Genomic DNA, 19,981 nt, shown 5'->3' with positions numbered 1-19,981 from the left:
AGGATTTTGCCGGAGGTGGTTTTGAGGCTGATGGCCATGGGGATCAGTGTCCTTTCGTGTGGCCACCGTGAGACCGGCCGGCCGTTTCCTCAGCCTGTGTGGCTGACAAGAACGACTTTGCCGGGCCTGGATCAAGAACCAACCCTGCAAACCCACAACACTTCCTCAGGAAAACCTCAAGAAAACCGCACCACAAACAGGACGGTTATCCACAAGCGAAACTCCGTGAAGGGCGCAGGACCCGGCCTCGCGCTAGGCTGGTCATCTCGGCTGATGCAAGTGGCCGCAGGAACCACCAAGCGGAGCCACCTTTTCGATGTCAGCTGACCTTGCCCTGACTGCCCTTGCGGCGTCCTCCTTTTCCCTTCCTGAGTTGCGCGATGGTCAACTCGCCGGCATGAGCGCCCTTGCCGGGGGCCGTGATGTTTTGGCCGTCATGCCAACCGGGTACGGAAAATCCGCCACCTACCAGGTAGCGGCACTTTACCTTCACCAACAAACCCAACGCCCCGCCGTTGTGGTTTCTCCCCTCATTGCCCTCCAGGAGGACCAACTGGAGGGCCTGGCCGAAGACCTGGGTGAGGGCGCAGCCGTCGCAATTAATTCTTCCCGGAGCGACTCTGACGTGGAGGCCGCCTGGTTGGCGGCCGAATCCGGCCGGGCGATCTTCCTGTTCCTCGCACCGGAACAACTGGCCAAGCAGGAAACAGTGAAGCGGATCGCCGCCATGGAAATCTCCATGTTCGTGGTGGATGAGGCCCACTGCGTCTCTGCCTGGGGCCATGACTTCCGCCCGGACTATCTTGAGCTGGGCAATGTCCGTGAAGGGTTGGGGAATCCGCCGGTGATAGCCCTGACGGCAACTGCGTCCCCGCCGGTACGCGATGAAATCGTGCAGCGGCTGGGCATGAAGGAGCCTTTGGTCCTGGTCCGGGGTTTCGACCGGCCCAACATCAGCTTGGAGGTGGCACGCCACCAAGAGGACAAGGCAAAGCGCAAAGCCGTGGTGGAACGGGTGCTGGCGCTGTCCAGGGAACAAGGGATGGGGCTGCTGTACGCGGCAACTCGAAAAGACACCGAGAAATATGCTGCCAAGCTCACGGAACAAGGCCTGCGGGCCGAGGCCTATCACGCGGGCCGGTCGGACGCTGACCGCGAAAGCATCCATGAGCGCTTCCTGGATGACCAACTCGATGTGGTGGTGGCTACTACTGCTTTTGGCATGGGCATCGACAAGCCCAACGTCAGGTTCGTGGTGCACGCGGACATCCCGGAATCATTGGACTCCTACTATCAGGAAATCGGCAGGGCGGGCCGTGATGGCAAGCCTGCTGCGGCCATCCTGCATTACCGGGCCGAGGACCTGGGCTTGCGCAAGTTTTTCGGTACCCATGCGCCGGACCCCGAGGCCCTGAAAACGGTCCTGAAGGTGATCAGGAACGCTGGCGGCCCGGCCCCGAAGACCGCCATGGTGGAACTGACAGGGTTCCCTGCCCGGCGAATTACAGGGCTGGTCAACCAGTTGGAGGAGGCCGGCGCAGTGAAAACCGGCAAGCGCGGAACCCGGCTCATTTCCAAGGCAAAAACGGCCACGCTGGTCAGCCGCGCAGTGGAACTGGCTGAGGCGCGGCAAAGGGTCGACCAATCCCGGCTGACCATGATGCGGGCTTACGCCGAGACGGATGCCTGCCGGCGCCAGTTCCTGTTGGGTTACTTCGGGGAGGACCTGCCGGAGCCCTGCGGCAACTGCGATGCTTGCGCTGAGGCCCGCCATGACGCTGCGGATTCCGGAAACCCCGCGGCCCCGGGCTCTGAGGAACAGTTCCCCCTGCAGTCCACTGTCATCCACAAGGAGTGGGGTCCCGGGCTGGTGATGCGGCACGAGGATGACGTCATTACTGTCCTGTTCGAACAGGAGGGATACAAGACCCTGTCCCGTACCGCCGTCGTGGAGCATGAGCTGCTGAAGCGGGCCTGAGCGGTGGCGCGGGCCGCGCTCAGGTATTCAGTTCCACCATCAGGGCCGGCAGTTCATCGGCGAGCTCGCGGGCCAGGAATCCGAGGGGACCCAGCTTGCTGGCCAGGCGGTCCGCGGCGGCTGCATGCAGATGGGTGCCCCAACACGCAGCCTGGGCGTGGCTGGTTCCGCGGGCCCTGAGTCCGGCAATCGCACCGGCCAGGACGTCCCCGCTGCCCGAGGTACCCAGCCCTCCGTAGCCTGTAGTGATCTTCCAGAGTCCGGACCCTTTACCGGAAACCCCCTGCGGACCGGCGATGAATCCCTGGCAGCTCACCACGGCATCGAATCGTTGCGCGATCTCCACCACGGCAGCTTCAAGATCCTCGACGTCCTTCCCCAACAGGATCCCGGCCTCTGGGGGATTGGGGGTAAGGAGCAGGCGCCCACGCCATGGTCCCAAGAGCCCCTCGACCTTCCCAAGCGCCCCCAGGGCATAGGCGTCAAGCACGACGGCGGGACCACCTTCAGCGTCGGCGGGACTTTTGGATTCCTCCCGCTCCAAGAGTGCGCGCAGCATCGCCTCTGCCAGCTCCAGGTCATCCAACCCCGGACCAACCAGCAAGACGTCAGCCCGTTCCAGATCTGATGCGATCCGGTCCAGCCCTTCTCCGGTCAATGACCCTTCGGCTGTCTCGGGCAGCCCGAGCGAGCCGCATTCCGGCAGGTTTACGCCCACCTGCACCGCAGCGGATTCGGCCACAGCCAACGTTATCTTGCCGGCCCCGGCACGCAGCGCGGCAGTCCCGGCGAGGATGGCCGCCCCGGGGGTCGCACGTGCCCCGCCGATGACCAGCACCGCCCCGCGGGAATATTTGTCCGCGCCGGGCGCCGGCAGTGGCCAGTCCCGGAGAAGGGACGGAGTTACCAAGGTGGGTTCACTGGGGGTGGACACTGGCATCTCCGGCGTGTTCGGTGACTGTGACGCCCTGCTCCGTGAGGTGGTCGGCAACATTGAAGCTCTCCAATTCCCAGGGCCCCGAACCGGTGGGACGCACGTAGCGCGTGATCGAGGCATTCAGCACGGACGTGGTGGAAGCAAGGTCCAGGATGTCCTCTTCGGACATGCCTTCCAGAACGTAGCGGACCAAAAGGATAACGGCGTCGTGGCAGACCAGCATCACCCGGCGGCCGGATCCCAAGGTGTTGAGTTCGTCCAGTACGGAGCGAAGCCGGAGGGCAACATCTGCCCAGGACTCACCGCCGGGCGGACGGTAGTAGAGCTTGCCAAGCCATAGGCGCCGCTCGGCCTCCTCCGGGTAGCGGTTTTCCACACCCCGGCTTGTGAGTCTGTCCAGAATGCCCAGTTCCCTGTCGCGGAGGCGTTCGTCGGTGAGTACCTTCACGGGCCATCCGGCGGTCTCCACCGCGATTTCCGCCGTCTGCCTGGCACGGGCGTAGGGGGAGGAGACAACAGCGTCCGGTCTCATGTTTTCGGCGATGCGGGCCAGCGCGGTTCCGAGGGCTTTTGCCTGGTCCTGACCGGTGCCGGAGAGGTTCACGTCGGGGTCCCGGGCAGGGACCGCGATGACTTCCGCCCCTGCCAGCCTCGCCTCAGTGGCGGCCACGTTTCCTTCGCTCTCCCCATGCCGGACCAGTACCAATTCCACGGCACCGGCCTCCTGTACGGCGTCCGTCAGACCGTCCTCGTTCACAAAAAGCCACCCCTCCGCGTGCGTTGCCGAATGCAGAACACTACTCACTGCGTACCCACCGGTCCAGAGAATAAACGCTCGACGGCGGATCGGGAACCTCTGTTGCCGGGCCATTCAGTGAAGTATGTTGCTCGCATGAAGGACACATACCAGGTCATTGTGGTCGGCGGCGGATTTGCAGGCGTTGCAGCAGCCAGGGAACTCGGCCGCAAGGGTGTAAATGTCTTGCTCATTGACTCGAACAACTACCACCAGTTCCAACCGCTGCTGTATCAGGTGGCGACGTCCCAAATCGGGGTATCGGCCATTGCCCGGCCGCTCCGCTCCGTGTTCCGCCGACTCAAAACTGTCAAGGTCCTTACCGCCAAGGTGGAGTCCGTGGATGCAGCCCAACGGTCCGTGACGACGGCCGACGGGCAGACGCTGCGGGCCGGCATCCTGGTTCTTGCCGTGGGGGCGGTCCCTAACTTCTTCAACACCCCGGGGGCGGAAGAGTTGGCGTTCCCCCTGTACTCCGTCACAGATGCAACCCGGCTCGGTGCCGGACTCACCCGGTTGCTGGACCAGGCTGACGGAAACCCCGACAGCCACGTGGATGTGGTGGTGGTCGGCGGCGGTCCAACAGGTGTTGAGACGGCCGGAGCAATGGCTGAAAACGTCAAATACGTGGTGGGCAAGTACTTTTCGCCCGAGCTGGCGGCCCGCTGCCGGGTACACCTGGTGGACATGGTTCCCAGCGTGTTGAACATGTTCTCCCCGAAGTCCCAACAGTATGCGACCGAACATCTGAAGAAAGTTGGCGTTCAGCTTCACATGGGTGTGGGCGTCACCGAAGTCAGGCCTGATGGTGTCACCTTGGCGGACGGGAGCTCCGTCCCGGGACAGATCGTCGTCTGGGCCGGGGGCCTGAAAGCCGGCGGCATTATTGCGGGATCGGGACTCACCCAGGGGAGGGGCGGACGCGTCGATGTCCACCCGGACCTGACAGCGCCGGACGTGGATGGCGTTTACGTCCTTGGGGATGCTGCCAACATCACGGATTCAACGGGAGCCAAGCTGCCGCAGCTGGGATCGGTGGCCCAGCAGGCAGGAAAATGGGCGGCCAGGAACATCCTTGCTGACCTTAACGGCGGCAGTCGAACGCCTTTCCGGTACGTCGACAAGGGTTACATGGCGATGGTGGGACGCGGTGCAGCGGTGGCAGAACTTGGCCGGAAGCGCATCCAGCTCCAGGGCATCTTCGCTTTCTTGTCGTGGCTGCTCGTGCACCTCGCTCTGTTGTCCGGGCTCCAGCAGAAGATCCGCGCACTGTTTTCCTGGCTCAATGGATATCTCCTGCACAGTCCCGCCCAGGTGGTGGTCAGCGGACCCGCGGAGAATGAACGTCCCGGGCAGGCTCCGCCGGGAGCCTGAGCAGGAGAGGGATATACCCGCAGCACTTCAGGCGCAGGGCCAGGCCACGCTCATTCGGCTGGGTTCCTGGTCCCCTTGTGCATCCGCAGCTCGGTGAGCTCATCAATTGCCTGGCCATCTGCTTCGCCGGCCGTCGGCCGGCTACAACGGTTGGCCTCACGGCCCGGGGCCATCTGCTGGGAAGATAGCAGGAAGAATCCCAAACAAGGAGCAACAGCATGACCCTCAAAGAACGCTTGAAGGCAGACGTCGTCGACCACATGAAAGCCGGTAACAAGGTTGCCCTGACCACGGTGCGCAATGTCCTCGGTGAGATCACCACCCGTGAAAAGTCAGGCAAGACGCCCGTGGAGCTCGACGACGCCCAGGTCACCTCGCTGCTCCAGAAGGAAGCCGCCAAGCGCCGGGACACTGCGAAGATCTACACCGAGGCGGGCGAAGCTGATCGCGCAGCGGCGGAAGTTGCAGAAGCGGAGATCATCGAGGCTTACCTCCCCAAAGCGCTCACCCGTGAAGAGGTAGAGGCAATCGTGGATGAAACCATCGGTGCCCTGACAGCAGAGGGCCAGGAACTCTCCATGCGATCCATCGGCGCTGTCATGAAACCCGTCACGGCAAAGGTTGCAGGACGCTTCGATGGCAAGACTGTCAGCGAGATCGTGCGCGGTCGCCTGGCCTGAACACCGCCGAAGGCCGCGTCATTCAACCCCCAGCAGCCACCGCAAAGTGTCTGCGTTGCGCACGGCGTTACCACCGCCGTCGTTGTTGAAATACGCGTAAACGTCCTTGCCGGAGCCGCTCCACTCACGGATCCTGTCCGCCCACCACCTCAAATCGCCATCCGAATAGGAACCTCCGTAAAGGTGCTGGTGGTCCGGTCCGTGCAACCGGATGTAGACAAAGGGGGCGGTGGCCCGGAGGATGCAAGGCAGATTGGCGCCGCTCATGATGCAGTAAGCCGCCTGATGGCGTTCGAGCAGTGCGTATGTGTCCGGGTGGTCCCAGCTGTCATGCCGGAATTCGACGGCGACGCGGATCCAAGGGGGCAGTGCCGTCAGAAAGTAGTCGAGCCGGGCATCGTCGCGGGCAAAATCAGGCGGCAGCTGGACCAGGAACACCGCCCTTTTATCGCCAAGCTCATGCCAGCAGCGGACGATTCGTTCCACCCACACCTCGGGGCTGTACAGCTTCTTGGCATGGGTAAGGCCACGCGGCGCTTTGACCGACATCGCAAAGCCTTCCGGCAGACGGTTCCGCCAACCTGCGAAGGTGGTGTCGCGGGGCCAGCGGTAGAAACTCGCATTGAGTTCCACGGTGGTAAACCGTGCCGTGTAATGGGACAGCCGCTTGGAGGCGGGCAGGCCCGGGGGATAGAGCACGTTCTCCCAGTGGTCGTAGCTCCAACCCGATGTTCCGATGTGGATGGCCATGGTGAGGATGGTAGCGGGTCAGGCAGCCCGGGTGTGGAATCAGCGGGGCATGGTTCTGGCCATCAGTGCCTGAAGGTCTTCGGCCACGCCGGCAACTTCGCGCTGGCGGCTGCGGCTCGGCTTTGACCTGCGGCCTTCGTGCCGGGCAGGGGTGCTGGAGGTGCGGACAGGGCGGTGGACTCGTGGATCACGCACGGGCTGCGCGTCGCCAATGACGGTGCCCTGCAAAGGATCGTGGAACAACGGGAGGTTCATGATCCCTGATCCTGACATAGCCGGACCACCGCCGATATGGACAATTGCATACCTTCTTCGCGGGGCACTATGCACCTGTCCATGCGGGCGAATACTCTCCCAAAACCAAGCAGCCCCGGTATGCGCGCAGGCAGGTATTGCCAATACCCCGCATCGCGGTCACTCCCATCTTCAGTGTTGGACTGCTTTTCTTGTGAAGTCCCTTATTGCTCCAAGAAAGGCGAATCCGTGCGGCAATTGCTCCCGTCCTCCATGGCGTTGTTGTGGGGCCTGCAGTTCGCGTTCCTTACTCCGGCGCTGGCCCTCATGCTGGTGGACCTTTTCGGCGCCACGCCGGCCGACGTTGGCTGGGTTCTGGCGCTGTATAACGGCGGGGGCTTCCTGGCCTCCTTGATCATCCCGGCGCTCGCGGACCGGAAGAGGGACTACCTCCGCCCGATGCTCTTCTGCGGTGTCCTTGCGCTCGCACTTCCCGGAGTGTTGGCCCTGACGTCGTCTTTGCCGCTGGCGGTTGTTGCCCTTCTGGTACTTGGGGGGCCTGCCGGCGTGGGGATGTCCCTCTTCTTCGCCCACCTCAAGCAGTCGGGCGCCGGTTCGCAGGATGTTGTCACCATGCGGGCGATTGTTTCGTTTGCGTGGGTTGCCGGACCGCCTCTTGCCACGGTCATCATCGGATCCTTCGGAAGTCAGGCGATCCTGCTGGCTTTGGCTGCCGTCGCCCTCCTGAACCTGGTCACAACGGGCATTGCTTTTCGCCGCAACAGAACCCTCCCGGGATCCGGCGCAGGGCCGGCAAGCGGAACGGATGATGGCCCGTTGGCCTCAAAGCTTGCCGTGATCGGCGTCGTCATTGCTTTCACGATTCTCCAGGCGACCGACAGCAGCGCCGTGACCATCATGGCCCTTTTCGTGGACCAGAAAATGGACGGTCAACTCATCTGGGCTGGAATTGCCCTGGGTGTTGCCGCGGCTCTTGAGATCCCGGCGCTGCTTGCGATTGGACGCCTCAGCCGCTCCATCCCGGAGAAGAAACTCATCGCATCGGGATGCATTGCCGGGGTCCTGTACTACGCAGGGATGACCTTTGCCGCCGACCCCATTGCGCTGTTGAGCCTGCAGATTCTCCACGCTTGGTTCTTTGGCGTGATAGCCGGAGTTGGCCTGACGCTGTTTCAAAAGGTCATTCCCCGGCCTGGACTGGCTGCCGGGCTGTTTACCAATACCCGGCGGATCGGCGCGATAGCGTCCGGTCCCATCATTGCGTTCGGCTCCATGACAGCGCTTGGATACCAGGGCGTCTTTGGTATCTGCGCGGTGCTGACCCTGGCAGCCATGGTTGTCATCGAACTGACGTCACGGAGCAGCAAAGCCTCCGCGGCCAAGGAGCAAATCCCGGCTGCCTCGCAGTCCTAACCCCACAGCGCCTTTTTCAGCAGTGCCCGCAGCTGCGTGTTTTCGTCCTCGCTGAGCGCCGCCAGCTGTGTCTGCTCGCACACCTCAAGCGCGGCCCGGGCCTTGTTATGGATCCGGCGGCCCTCGGCGGTGGAAACGATGATCTTGGCCCGCCTGTCCTGCTTGCCTTGGGCCCGTTTTACCAACCCGCGGTGTTCAAGATCGTCAACCAGGCTGACCACTTGGCTGGGATCCAGGCTGAGGAAATCGGCGAGCTCGCGCTGCGTAGGTTCCAGCCCACTGCAGGCCAGTGTCAGCACGGAGAAGGACCGTTCACGGAGCCCGTAATCGGCCAGGGCCTTGTTGTTCAGGAGGGAACCTGTCGCGTGCAGTTTGGCCAGCAGGAGGCCCACATCGTTGCCGATTTTAGCCTCGGCCAGGCGCGGGGTTTCCACTTCGGTGCTTTGCGGGCCCATGACAACTCCAATAGTAATGAAAAACAATCGTTGACTTTTTCAATGATCCGTATTCTCATTGATCATGACAAGGATCTCACGACGCAGTGGGATCGGCCCCACCGGCATCGGCCGGTTACTGCATGCGAAGGAGCACGCCATGAGCTTGAACGGCAAGGTTGCAATCGTCACTGGGAGCGGGCAGGGTCTTGGACTCGCTTACGCCAGGGAGCTCGCCCGCCAGGGTGCCGCCGTCGTGATCAATGACGTGAACGCTGAGACGGCCGAACAAGCCGTCGCGCAGATTGAAGCCGACGGCGGCCGGGCCGCCGCCGTGGTGGTTCCGGTGGGCACCACGGATGCTGCCAAGGCCCTGGTGGCCGGTGCCGTTGAGGCGTTCGGTGGGCTGGATATCCTGGTCACCAATGCCGGAATCCTTCGCGACAAGAGCCTGCTGAAGATGACCGACGAGGATTTCGACCTGGTCATCAACGTCCACCTGAAGGGCACGTTCACGTGCGTCCGTGAGGCTTTCGCGTACTTCAAGGAAAACAACGTGGCGGGCCGCATCATCACCATCGGCTCGCCCACCGGCCAGCGCGGCAACTTCGGCCAAACCAACTACGCCGCCGCGAAGGCCGGCATTGTTGGCATGGTCCGGACATGGGCGCTGGAAATGAAGAAGGCCGGCGTGACGGTTAACGCCGTGATTCCGGTGGCTGCCACGGCCATGACCAAGACCGTCCCGTACTTCCAGAAAGCTGTGGAGGCTGACGAGCGCGGCGAGGCAATGCCTGCATTCTTCCGTCACGACCTCGGATTCGGAACCGCCGACGACGTCTCCGGACTCATCGCGTTCCTCGCCTCGGATGAAGCTGCCAATATCACCGGCCAAGCGATCGGCGCCGGTGGCGACCGGCTGCAGGTCTGGACCCACCCGACGGCGGCTACCACCGAATACCGCGACGGCGGCTGGAACTACGAAGCACTGCGGGAGAACGCCGGGTCCCTCTTCGGGCCGGGCGTGCTCCAAAGCGTTGGTGAGGAGTTCCTCCCGCTGCCTGAAGAGCTGCAGCCTGAACCCGCCAAGGCTGAACCCGCACAGGCCCGCTGACATGGCTGACCGTTACGAATCCGGCATCGACGCCTCCAACCTGGAGGCGATCGATATGCACGTCCACCTCGAAGTGGACAGCTGCGGCCACGGCTCGCTCCCGGACGCCCTGACGGAAGCCTCGGCGAAGTACTTCAAGGCCGAGGACCGAACCCCGTCGCTGGACAGGATCGCCGAGGTTTATCGCGAACTGAACATGGCCGCCGTCGTATTTACCGTCGACGCGCGGACGCAACTGAAGCACGAACCCAACAGCATCCCGGAACTGATCGCCGGAGCCGCGCGGAACAACGACGTCCTGATTCCGTTTGGCAGCGTCGATCCGCGGACGGGAGAGGATGCGATCGCCGGGGCCAAGCACCAGGCCGTTGAGCTCGGCGCGCGGGGATTCAAGTTCCACCCTTCGCTCCAGGGCTTTGACCCGTCCAACGAGCAGTTCTACCCGCTCTGGGAAACGCTGCAGGAACTGGGTCTGCCGTGCATTTTCCACACCGGCCAGAACGGCATGGGTGCAGGGCTTCCCGGTGGCTACGGCATCAAGCTCGCGTACTCAAACCCGCTCCTGCTCGACGCCGTTGCCGCTGATTTCCCGGGCCTGCAGATCATCATGGCCCACCCCTCGGTGCCGTGGCAGGAGGAAGCGAATTCGATCGCGACACACAAGTCCAACGTTTTCATTGACCTCTCCGGCTGGTCGCCGAAGTACTTCCCGGAATCCCTGGTGAAGGCGTCGAACTCGGTGCTGCAGGACAAGGTCCTGTTCGGCACGGACTTCCCGCTGATCACCCCGCAGAAGTGGCTGGGCGCGTTTGCCGACCTGCCATTGAAGGACGAAGTCCGGCCGAAGATTCTCAAGGACAACGCGGTTCGGCTGCTGGGGTTGGGCGGCTGAGATGCTCACAAGCACGACGACGGAAGCTGGCCTGGGTGCCCGGCTTTACGGAACGGCTGATTGGTACGACGCCGAAGCTCTCCTCACTTGTGACGAACGCACAGTGCTGGCCCGTCTGAGGGAGTTCCTGGACGCCGACGCGAAACCTTTGCTCGCCGGGTACTGGGAACGGGGGGAGTTCCCGGAGCAATTGGCGCAGCCTCTGATCGACCTTGACCTGATGGAGCCATTCGAAGAAGCGGCGCGGGGAATCTTCCACGGATTCCGGATATTCGAGCTCGCCCGGACCGATGCCTCCCTGGCCACCTGGTACACGGCACAAGCCGGCTTGTTCCGGACGGCAATCCGGGTGGGGGCTTCAGCTGAGCAGCAAGAAGAGTGGATGCCGGGCGTCGTGGACTTCTCGCTCAAGGGCGTCTTTTCGCTGACCGAGCCCGAGCACGGATCGGACATCGCCGGCGGCTTGGCAACTACCGCCCGCTTCGAACCAGGAACAACAGCCGACGGCGGCACTTGGGTTCTTGATGGCGCCAAGCGGTGGATCGGGGGAGCCTCCACTGCGGACGTGCTGTGCGTCTTCGCCCGTGACGTCGCCGACGGACAAGTCAAAGCCTTCCTGGTGGACCGCACTGCGTCCGGGGTCAGCCTGGAGAAGATCCATGGCAAGGCTTCGCTGCGGATGATGCAGAACGCCCACATCACGCTGAGCGGCGTGCGGGTGCCGGAATCCATGCGCCTGCAGGAGGTGAATTCGTTCAAGGACGTGGCGGCAATGCTAAGGGCCATGCGTTCGGATGTCGCCTGGATCGCCGCCGGTGTCCAGGCAGGTGCCTTCGAAGCCGCTTTGGCATATGTCCGCGAACGCCAGCAATTTGGCCGCCCGCTTGGTTCCTTCCAACTGGTACAGGAGAAGCTGGCGCGAATGCTCGGTAATACCACCGCGTCACTCTCCCTGGTGACGCGCCTGAGCGAACAGCAGGCCAAAGGCATCTACCGGGACCAGGACTCCGCCCTGGCCAAGATGCAGACGTCCCTCATGATGCGCGAAACCGTCGCCTTGGCCCGTGAAGTGGTGGGCGGCAACGGCATCACGCTCGCCGCCGACGTCGCGCGTTTCCACGCCGACGCGGAGGCTGTCTATTCGTACGAAGGCACCCACGAAATCAATGCACTGATCGTCGGACGCGCCCTCACGGGCGAGAGTGCTTTCACCCACTGAACAACGCTCAAAACACAACAACCAGGAGGCAATGATGCCCAATCTCGTCGTCGATTTCGACACCCTGCTCACCATGTCCGGCAAGGACCTGGGCACCACCGATTACCGGGAGATCACCCAGCAGCAGATCAACCTGTTCGCAGACGCCACGGACGATCAGCAGTGGATCCACGTTGATCCCGAACGCGCCAAGGATGGTCCCTTCGGTGCCCCGATTGCCCACGGCTTCCTCACCCTTTCCCTGATCATCCCGTTCTGGGGCGAGCTGTTCGACGTCGACGGCGTCACCACCAAGGTGAACTACGGGCTGGACAAAGTCCGCTTCACGTCACCGGTCAAGGTCGGCTCCAAAGTCCGCATGAACGGCAGCATCGCCGAAGTGACCGAGGTCAAGGGCGGTGCCCAGATCAAGGTCAACGCCACCATCGAAATCGAAGGCCAGGAACGCCCGGCCGTCGTGGCCGAATTCCTGGCCCGTTTCTACAAGTAAGCCGCTTCTCCAAATACAACCCCATTTCCAGCACCTTCCCTCCTCTTCCAAGGAACAGCCATGTCAGGACACACTGCACTCGCACAGTCGAGCACGGCCGCAAAGCGCAAAGAAGCGCGTACGGTCATCCTGTCCAGCTATCTGGGCAGCACCATCGAGTTCTACGACTTCCTGCTGTACGCGACGGCGGCAGCGGTTGCCTTCCCCAAGGTGTTCTTCGCCGGAACGGACGAATGGGTGGGCGTCGTAGCGGCCTACGCAACGTTTGCTGCCGGTTACGTTGCACGGCCGTTGGGCGGCATTATCTTCGGCCATTTCGGCGACAGGATTGGCCGGAAGGGAATGTTGATCGTCTCCATGGCCATGATGGGCGTCGCGTCCACCCTCATCGGCCTGATCCCGGGATCCAGCGTGATCGGTCCTTGGGGAGCTGTGCTGCTGGTGCTCCTGCGCGTGTGCCAGGGCATCGCCGTCGGCGGTGAATGGGGTGGCGCAGCGCTGATGGCGTTGGAACATTCGGATCCGAAACGGCGCGGTTTCGCGGCTTCGTTCGTGAACGCCGGTGCGCCCACAGGGGCCGTGCTCGGCACTGTTGTCATGGGCATTTTCTCTGCCCTCCCGCAGGACGCCTTCCTGGCGTGGGGCTGGCGGGTCCCGTTCCTGCTTTCCTTTGTCCTGCTGATCGTGGGCATGTTCGTGCGGTTGCGCGTTTCCGAAAGCCCGATCTTCGCCGAAGCCGTGGCCAAGGAAAGCGCCCAAGGGACCAAGCGCAAGATCCCGCTGCTGGAGGTCCTGAAGCGTCCCAAGGCTCTGATCATGATCATGTTTGCCGGTGCTGCCGGCTTCGGCCTTCAGGTAGTGCTTCCCACGTTCTCCGTCACTTACGCGGTTTCCAGGGGTGCGCCGCAGCAGGGCGTGCTCTATGCCTTCGCGGGAGCTTCGGCAATTTCCATCCTGTTCGTCCTCCTGGGCGGCCGCTTGTCAGACCGCTTCGGCCGACGTCCCGTGATGGTCACCGGCTTGGCCCTGTTCATCCTGTACCTGTTTCCCATGTTCGGGATGCTCAGCTCCGGCAACATCGCCCTGATCTTCCTGGCTTTCACGGTGGCGCTCGTTCTGCACTCTTCCCTCTATGGACCGCTTGCAGCGTTCGTTTCAGAACAGTTCGGCACCACCAACCGCTACACAGGTGCTGCTGTCGGGTATCAGCTGGCTACCTTGATCGGGGCGGGTTTCACTCCCGGAATCGTAGCCGGGCTCTACAAGGATGCGGGCCAGAGCATCGTCCCCGTCGTGGTGTTCCTGTCCATCATGTCGCTGGTGTCAATTGTCTTCATCCTGCTGACGCGGGAGTCTAAGAACAACGACCTCTCCACGGTCAGTTAGGAGTACGCACAATGGACAACAACGGAGTTGGATCCTGGCTGCACCGTCGCCGCAGCAAGTCCGGAAACGCAACGGCACTTGTTTCCGGTGACCGGAAGCTCAGCTACCTCGAACTGGCTGACCGGGCCGATCACCTGGCCAATGCCCTCAAGGACAGGGGAGTAGCCAAAGGGGACCGTGTGGCCTACCTGGGCGAGAACCACCCCTCCTTTGTGGAAACATTCTTTGCCTGTGGCGTGGTCGGTGCCATCTTCGTGCCGCTGAATACGCGCCTGGCGGCACCTGAACTGCAGTTCCAGCTACAGGATTCGGGTGCCCGCATCCTCATCAATGCCGCCGCCCTGGACGGTGTCGCGGCCGCCGCCGTAATCGACACCGCCGTCACCCACCGGCTTGTGGTGGCTCCCGACGGCGGCCCGGACACCGCCGCTGTTACGCCGCCATCCGGCGTCGAACATTACGAGGACGTGATCGGCGCCGCGGACGGTACAGCGATGGATGTCGCAGTGGTCCTGGACGACGCCGCCATGATCCTCTACACCTCCGGCACCACGGGCAAGCCGAAGGGGGCGCTGCTCACGCACGGCAACATCACCTGGAACTGCGTCAACACCGTGGTGGACATGGACCTGGGCCGGAATGACATAGCGCTCATGATCTCGCCGCTCTTCCATGTCGCCTCCTTGGACATGGGCCTGCTGCCGATGCTGCTCAAGGGCGCCACGGTGGTGCTCGAATCCAAGTTCGACGCCGGTCGGGTCCTGGAATTGGTGGGCCGGCACCGGGTCACCACCCTTAACGGCGTCCCCACCACCTTCCAGATGCTCTGCGACCACCCTGGATGGTCGACGGCGGATCTCAGTTCCTTGGACAAGCTCACCTGCGGAGGGTCTGCAGTTCCGCAACGGGTGCTGGATGCCTATGAGGAGCGCGGGATCGGGTTTACGAGCTGTTATGGCATGACCGAAACCGCGCCAGGAGCCACCATGCTGCCGGTCTCCGCGTCCAAGCAGAAGGCCGGATCAGCCGGTTTGCCGCACTTCTTCACGGACGTGCGGATCGTTGACCCGTTGGGGAGCGTCGTGGGCGCGGGCGAGGTGGGTGAGATCCAGATCTCCGGGCCGAACGTCATCAAGGAATATTGGAACCGTCCCGAGGCAACCGTGGAGAGTTTCGCGGACTCATCCTGGTTCCGTTCCGGAGACATGGGCTATCAGGACGGGGAAGGCTTCTTGTTCGTCTCGGACCGGCTCAAGGACATGATCATTTCCGGCGGGGAGAATATTTACCCCGCCGAAGTGGAAGCAGCCATCGCAGAACTGCCCGCCGTGGGGAGCGTGGCCGTCATCGGAGTGGCCGACGGGAAATGGGGTGAAGTGCCCCGCGCAATCGTCACGTTGCGGGAGGGCTCTGTCCTGAGCGAGGAACAGTTGCGCTCGCATCTGGAAGGCCGCCTTGCCCGGTACAAGATTCCCAAGTCCGTGGTGTTCGTTGAGGAGATGCCACGCACGGCTAGCGGGAAGATCAGGAAGACGGATCTCCGCAAGCACTACGCACAATAACCCTGCCGACGCTCACTCACGTCCCGCGGCCTTAAACGGCTCGAAAGGCGACATAATCCGTCAATGTGCTAAATCCCGGTTAACTTTGTCCATCGAACTGCCTAAATGGCTTCCGGGGCATTACGATTGGGTCGACTCGTCTCTGAGTACGCATTCATTACAACGAACCCCGGGGGATATTCCAATGAGCTACCCGCAACAACCGCAACAGACCCAGCCCTACGCTGCGCAGGCCGGCGAGCCGCCGCTGTGGGCGCCCTACTATGGCGCTCCGATCGGTGCAGCCGTCAAGCGTTTCTTCAAGAAGTACACCGCGTTCTCGGGCCGCGCCAGCCGCAGTGAATACTGGTGGTGGACCTTGGTGAACGCGATTGTCCTGATCGTGCTCAATATCCTCATGACCTCAGGCCTCTCTATCGATTCCGCCGGAACGCCGGTTCTTGGCCCGGTCTATGTCGTGGGCCTTGTCCTTGCAGTCGTCTGGGGCCTTGCGACGTTGGTCCCAAGCATTGCCTTGATTGTCCGTCGTCTTCATGACGCCAACCTCAGTGGATGGCTTGCACTGCTGGTTGTCATTCCTGTTGTTGCCATCGTCTTCGCCCTCCTGCCGTCCAACCCGGCAGGCCAGCGTTTCGACCAGCCGACGGCGTAGTAACCCACGCACCACGCAAAAAGGGGCGGCACCCAGTGTGCCGCCCCTTTTTCGTGCCGCAAACCCGTATGACTTGCATGACATCAGCGGAGTCTGAATACTGGCACCCGTTCGAGCGGGAAGCTTCCCGCTGCAAAACGATTGGGGGAACTTTCTTGAAAAGCAGAACAGTAGTCAGCAGTATCGCAATGTTTGTGCTGCTCGGATCCACGGCGGTGGCTACGCCAGCCGTCGCGGCCGTATCCTCGCAAGAAACGGCCTCTGTGGTTTCCCAAAGGGAATCCTGGGATCCGCTGGCGTCCGTACAGCAACTCGGAAATCTGGCTTCGGTCGCCGACCAAGCGGGCACAACGAAGTCATTATCGGTGCAGGTAAACCCCGGTTCATTGAATGCCGGGCGAGAACTTGCCGTCACGCCAATTTCGGACGCTACAGAGGGCCCTGTCGTTCGGGAATCAAATGGACTTCCAGTCACCGTCTATTCAGCCGGCAACCATGGCTACGTCATAGGCAGGAATTCCGATGGGAGCAACGCGGGTTTCGTGTCCATTAAGGATTCATCGGCGCCGTCCAGCTTCAAGTTTTCCGTTGGGGATGTCCGTGGGGCAGTCTCACTGGATCTTCAGCCCGACGGCTCCATCCATGTCCTGGGTGCTGACGGAACCATCATCAATTCAGTGCTGAAGCCTTGGGCCAAAGACGCATCGGGGAAAAATCTGCCCACGAGCTACGCAGTTGAGGGCAACGTCATCACACAATCCGTGGATCATCGAGGCGCTCAGTACCCAGTGGTGGCTGATCCCTCATTCGGGTGCGGCGTCGGATGGTGTTCGATGTACTTAAACAGGAGCGAGACGAACAATATCGCTAATTTTCCTGCTACCGGAGTAGGCGTTGTCACTGGCGCTTGTGCGAAGGCCCCTGTAGAAGTGGCATTTATCTGTGGCATTGCCGCGGGCCATGTAGTTGACATGGCAGTGAACGCTCAGAGGCAGAACCAATGCGTTGGTCTGGTCGCCTACGGAGTCCCTCCGATTGTTAGCTGGAACGCCTTCATCCACGGCGAGGAACACTGCCGGTAGTTAATGGGCAATCGATAACCTGGACCGCGATGTGAAGAGATGCCGGATCCAGCACTGCTGGATCCGGCATCGTACTGTGAACAGCTTGACAGAGAGTCATTCTCAACCACGCGACCACTCCGTGAAATGCTGTCCTTGACGCGGACCAACCCCGATGACGAGGAGTGCCAGCCATGAGGACCATCAAACGCTGCGCCGTGGTTGGTGGCGGGATCATCGGCGTCGCGGTTGCGCGCGAGCTTTCCAACAAGCTCGACGGCGTCCAGGTCACCATCTATGAAAAGGAAGCCCGTCTCGCCGCCCATCAAACAGGCCACAACTCAGGAGTGGTCCACGCGGGGTTGTATTACGAACCCGGCGGCCTAAAGGCAAGGCTATGCCGCAGGGGCGTTGAACTCCTGCAGGAATTCTGCGCCGCAAAGGCCCTCCCTTACGAAGCCTGCGGGAAGTTGGTCATTGCCCAGACGACCGAAGAACAACAACGCCTGGACAACATCTTTGTCCGCGCCATAGCCAACGGGGTTCCTGGAGCGCGGATGCTGAGCGGTGACCGGATACGCGAGGTGGAGCCGAACGCCGTCGGGCTTTCTGCTTTGCACTCGCCGGAAACGGCGATCGTTGACTATTCGGCCATCACCGAAGCGCTGGCCGACGACGTCCGGGTCTCGGGAGGGACCATCCGGCTTGGGCAGGAGGTCACGTCGGTGGAACAGCAGGCGAGTGGCGTGGTTGTCCATACGAAGAATGACAGCGAACACTTTGACTTGGTGGTCGCCTGCGCCGGCTTGCAATCGGACCGTCTGGCGAAAGCAGCGGGTGAGCCTCCAAACCCGAGGATCGTGCCGTTCTTCGGGCAATACTTTCTGTTGGACCGTGCGGCCCGCGGGCAGGTGAAGGGCCTCATCTATCCCGTCCCGGACCCACGGCATCCATTTCTGGGCGTGCATCTGACCAAACGCATCGACGGGGAAATGATGCTCGGACCGAACGCGTTCATTTCCTTTGGCCGGGAATCCTATGGCTGGAAGGACGTCAAGATTGGGGACGTTCTGGATTATGCGCTGTTCCCGGGTTTTTGGAATTTTGCGCGGCAGAATGTGCCGTCGGCCGTTCGTGAATTCCAGACTGTGGTGAGCCGCAAGAAATTCATCCGGGAAGCTGTCCGCTTTGTTCCTTCCCTGGAGGGCGCCACCGTTCTTCCCGGCACCCGTGGCGTCCGCGCCCAGGCGATGAATGGTGACGGATCGCTGGTGGACGACTTTGTTATCGCACGACGCCGGGACACCGTTTTGGTGCGGAACGCACCGTCGCCCGGGGCTACGTCGTCCATGGCGATCGCCGAGTACATCGTGGAGCAGGCGCTGGCAAACTAGCAGGCCCTGGTGGACCAGCAGTCGGAAACCGCCTGGCTGGGAGGGGGCCGGCGGGAGTTAACAAGCCCGTGACGATCCGGAAACGGCGCCAACATGCGGGGTGGATAGCTTTGCCCCATGATCACATCACTGGCCGCACTGGCTACCCGCATCGGCCATTCCCTGGGCCGCTGGATCGAGGCAGCGTACGTCCTGGATTGTGCCGGTCCCGAGTCGGACGGGCAGCATGGGGCGGCGTCTGATTGGACCTGGCTGCCTGCCCTGAGCGGGGTCACCGTGGCGGGAGCCCAGGCCATCCAATCCCACGCGGGACGCCCGCCGATGGCCAGGTAGGAACAGTCTCGAAAGCTGCATGATGTTGCGTTCAGCACACTATTCGTTGATGCCGGGTACTATGCCCTAAACTGCTTCACTGAGGTGCCGGAATAGGCACTATGCAGCAACGAAAGCGAACCCTCAATGGCTACTGATTACGACGCCCCGCGCAAGACAGAAGAAGAGTCTCCCGCTGAATCGCTTGAGGCTCTTCAGGCGTCCCGCGGGGGCGGTGCCCAGACAGCTGTCATCGACGTCGAGGACGTCGACACTGCCGAAGGAATTGACCTTCCGGGCGCCGATCTTTCGGGTGAAGAATTGACCGTCGTTGTGGTTCCGGAGCAGTCGGACGAATTTACGTGCGGGTCTTGTTTCCTGGTCCGTCACCGTTCGCAGATTGCACTGGAAAAGAACGGCCTTAAGTTCTGCAAGGACTGCGAAGGCTGATAACACGCTGATCACGTTATCTTCGGTCACGAAAACGTGGTTGAAGCAGGCTGAAAGGGCCCGGAACCGCCGCCGTAAGCGGCCTCCGATGACCCTCCCGTAACCTGCCGGGGTGCCCCTTAACGGTTGCGCTCCGAAGCGGCCACAACCCGCCCAAATCCCTGCACGCACTCCTACAGTTGAAGTATCAACTTCGCCTGAAGGGGGCACAAAAAATGAGGAAAATTGGAGCGGGTTTGGCGGCTGTTGTTGCAGCGGCCGGGCTCGGTCTGGCAGCGCCGGGGCCAGCCTCGGCGGCTTCTTATTGCGGCATAACCTGGGGCTCGCTGGCCAAGGCCGACCCGGATATGAGTGCCGCGCAGGTCACCAATGTCCGCACAGGCCAACAGCCCTGTTACGACCGGCTGGTGATCGACATGGCCGGAAAAGTGGCCGGCTATTCAGCGCAGTACGTGCCGGTGATCACTCAGGACCCAACGGGCTTCCCTATCCCGGTGCTCGGTGACGCCGACTTGCAGGTGGTGGTGACGGCGCCGTCGTACAACCAGTACAGCCAACCTACCTATGTGCCTGCAGCCAAGGCGGAGCTCTCGAACGTATCGGGCTACCAAACGTTCCGTCAGGTGGTCTACGCCGGGAGTTTCGAGGGAACCACAAGCATTGGCCTCGGCGTCCGTGCCCGCCTTCCGTTCAGGGTCTTCACGCTGGACGGGCCCGACGGCGGTTCGCGGCTTGTGGTGGACGTCGCCCATCACTGGTGAAACACGGCCAGAACGCGCGAAAGCGGCCAGTTCGCCGGATAGCTCCGGCGAACTGGCCGCTTTTCGGCGTT

At 62.2% G+C, this 19,981-nt stretch carries 21 protein-coding genes; 16 read left to right on the top strand and 5 right to left on the bottom strand.

Annotated elements, in window-relative coordinates; all coding sequences use genetic code 11:
- Positions 1–316 precede the first annotated feature (316 nt).
- Complete coding sequence (locus IEY62_RS21130) at positions 317–1,978, top strand: RecQ family ATP-dependent DNA helicase (protein ID WP_189021375.1); 1,662 nt, start codon at positions 317–319, stop codon at positions 1,976–1,978.
- 19 nt (positions 1,979–1,997) lie between these two features.
- Here IEY62_RS21130 and IEY62_RS21125 read toward each other — a convergent pair whose 3' ends face one another.
- On the bottom strand, positions 1,998–2,918 hold the full coding sequence (locus IEY62_RS21125; RefSeq protein WP_189021374.1) for an NAD(P)H-hydrate dehydratase: 921 nt from the start codon (positions 2,916–2,918) through the stop codon (positions 1,998–2,000).
- Positions 2,896–3,672 (bottom strand): histidine phosphatase family protein, encoded by a 777-nt coding sequence (locus IEY62_RS21120; RefSeq protein WP_189021373.1) that lies wholly within the window; start codon positions 3,670–3,672, stop codon positions 2,896–2,898. The genes IEY62_RS21125 and IEY62_RS21120 overlap by 23 nt, the downstream gene beginning before the upstream one ends.
- Positions 3,673–3,807: 135 nt before the next feature.
- Between IEY62_RS21120 and IEY62_RS21115 the strand changes: the two genes are divergently transcribed.
- Positions 3,808–5,085 carry an NAD(P)/FAD-dependent oxidoreductase gene (locus IEY62_RS21115; protein WP_189021372.1) on the top strand — a complete coding sequence of 426 codons (1,278 nt, stop codon included), beginning with the start codon at positions 3,808–3,810 and terminating at the stop codon, positions 5,083–5,085.
- Positions 5,086–5,303: 218 nt separating this feature from the next.
- On the top strand, positions 5,304–5,765 hold the full coding sequence (locus IEY62_RS21110; protein WP_189021371.1) for a GatB/YqeY domain-containing protein: 462 nt from the start codon (positions 5,304–5,306) through the stop codon (positions 5,763–5,765).
- A gap of 18 nt (positions 5,766–5,783) precedes the next feature.
- Here IEY62_RS21110 and IEY62_RS21105 read toward each other — a convergent pair whose 3' ends face one another.
- Positions 5,784–6,515 (bottom strand): DUF72 domain-containing protein, encoded by a 732-nt coding sequence (locus IEY62_RS21105; protein ID WP_189021370.1) that lies wholly within the window; start codon positions 6,513–6,515, stop codon positions 5,784–5,786.
- Positions 6,516–6,554: 39 nt separating this feature from the next.
- Positions 6,555–6,770 (bottom strand): hypothetical protein, encoded by a 216-nt coding sequence (locus IEY62_RS21100; RefSeq protein ID WP_189021369.1) that lies wholly within the window; start codon positions 6,768–6,770, stop codon positions 6,555–6,557.
- A 228-nt stretch (positions 6,771–6,998) separates the two neighbouring features.
- Here IEY62_RS21100 and IEY62_RS21095 point away from each other — a divergent pair, with 228 nt between their 5' ends.
- A complete protein-coding gene (locus IEY62_RS21095; protein WP_229785505.1) occupies positions 6,999–8,183 on the top strand; it encodes an MFS transporter in 1,185 nt (394 codons plus the stop codon).
- Here IEY62_RS21095 and IEY62_RS21090 read toward each other — a convergent pair.
- A complete protein-coding gene (locus IEY62_RS21090; protein WP_018780159.1) occupies positions 8,180–8,638 on the bottom strand; it encodes a MarR family winged helix-turn-helix transcriptional regulator in 459 nt (152 codons plus the stop codon). The genes IEY62_RS21095 and IEY62_RS21090 overlap by 4 nt on opposite strands.
- Before the next feature lie 139 nt (positions 8,639–8,777).
- Here IEY62_RS21090 and IEY62_RS21085 point away from each other — a divergent pair, with 139 nt between their 5' ends.
- From IEY62_RS21085 to IEY62_RS21030, 12 genes are all read left to right on the top strand, one after another.
- A complete protein-coding gene (locus IEY62_RS21085) occupies positions 8,778–9,731 on the top strand; it encodes an SDR family NAD(P)-dependent oxidoreductase (protein WP_189021368.1) in 954 nt (317 codons plus the stop codon).
- Position 9,732: 1 nt separating this feature from the next.
- A complete protein-coding gene (locus tag IEY62_RS21080) occupies positions 9,733–10,623 on the top strand; it encodes an amidohydrolase family protein (RefSeq protein WP_189021367.1) in 891 nt (296 codons plus the stop codon).
- A 1-nt stretch (position 10,624) separates the two neighbouring features.
- On the top strand, positions 10,625–11,842 hold the full coding sequence (locus IEY62_RS21075) for an acyl-CoA dehydrogenase family protein (RefSeq protein WP_189021366.1): 1,218 nt from the start codon (positions 10,625–10,627) through the stop codon (positions 11,840–11,842).
- Positions 11,843–11,876: 34 nt separating this feature from the next.
- Complete coding sequence (locus IEY62_RS21070) at positions 11,877–12,332, top strand: MaoC family dehydratase (RefSeq protein ID WP_026542563.1); 456 nt, start codon at positions 11,877–11,879, stop codon at positions 12,330–12,332.
- A gap of 60 nt (positions 12,333–12,392) precedes the next feature.
- Entirely contained in the window at positions 12,393–13,718 is a 1,326-nt protein-coding gene (locus IEY62_RS21065) for an MFS transporter (RefSeq protein ID WP_189021365.1), read from the top strand.
- Between the two features lie 11 nt (positions 13,719–13,729).
- Positions 13,730–15,280: an o-succinylbenzoate--CoA ligase gene (menE, locus tag IEY62_RS21060; RefSeq protein ID WP_189021364.1), complete on the top strand. Its 1,551-nt coding sequence runs from the start codon at positions 13,730–13,732 to the stop codon at positions 15,278–15,280.
- A 184-nt stretch (positions 15,281–15,464) separates the two neighbouring features.
- Positions 15,465–15,932, top strand: a complete 468-nt coding sequence (locus IEY62_RS21055) for a DUF805 domain-containing protein (protein WP_189021363.1) — start codon at positions 15,465–15,467, stop codon at positions 15,930–15,932.
- 77 nt (positions 15,933–16,009) lie between these two features.
- On the top strand, positions 16,010–17,014 hold the full coding sequence (locus tag IEY62_RS21050) for a hypothetical protein (protein ID WP_189021362.1): 1,005 nt from the start codon (positions 16,010–16,012) through the stop codon (positions 17,012–17,014).
- A 173-nt stretch (positions 17,015–17,187) separates the two neighbouring features.
- Positions 17,188–18,387 carry an L-2-hydroxyglutarate oxidase gene (lhgO, locus tag IEY62_RS21045; protein WP_189021361.1) on the top strand — a complete coding sequence of 400 codons (1,200 nt, stop codon included), beginning with the start codon at positions 17,188–17,190 and terminating at the stop codon, positions 18,385–18,387.
- 117 nt (positions 18,388–18,504) lie between these two features.
- Positions 18,505–18,720 carry a hypothetical protein gene (locus IEY62_RS21040; RefSeq protein WP_189021360.1) on the top strand — a complete coding sequence of 72 codons (216 nt, stop codon included), beginning with the start codon at positions 18,505–18,507 and terminating at the stop codon, positions 18,718–18,720.
- A gap of 126 nt (positions 18,721–18,846) precedes the next feature.
- Complete coding sequence (locus IEY62_RS21035) at positions 18,847–19,149, top strand: DUF4193 domain-containing protein (RefSeq protein ID WP_018780148.1); 303 nt, start codon at positions 18,847–18,849, stop codon at positions 19,147–19,149.
- A gap of 215 nt (positions 19,150–19,364) precedes the next feature.
- A complete protein-coding gene (locus IEY62_RS21030; RefSeq protein WP_189021359.1) occupies positions 19,365–19,910 on the top strand; it encodes an AMIN-like domain-containing (lipo)protein in 546 nt (181 codons plus the stop codon).
- The last annotated feature ends 71 nt before the right edge of the window (positions 19,911–19,981 follow it).

This window comes from Paenarthrobacter histidinolovorans (assembly GCF_014647595.1).
GTDB lineage: Bacteria > Actinomycetota > Actinomycetes > Actinomycetales > Micrococcaceae > Arthrobacter > Arthrobacter histidinolovorans.
This window is presented reverse-complemented; position numbering and strand designations above follow the sequence as displayed.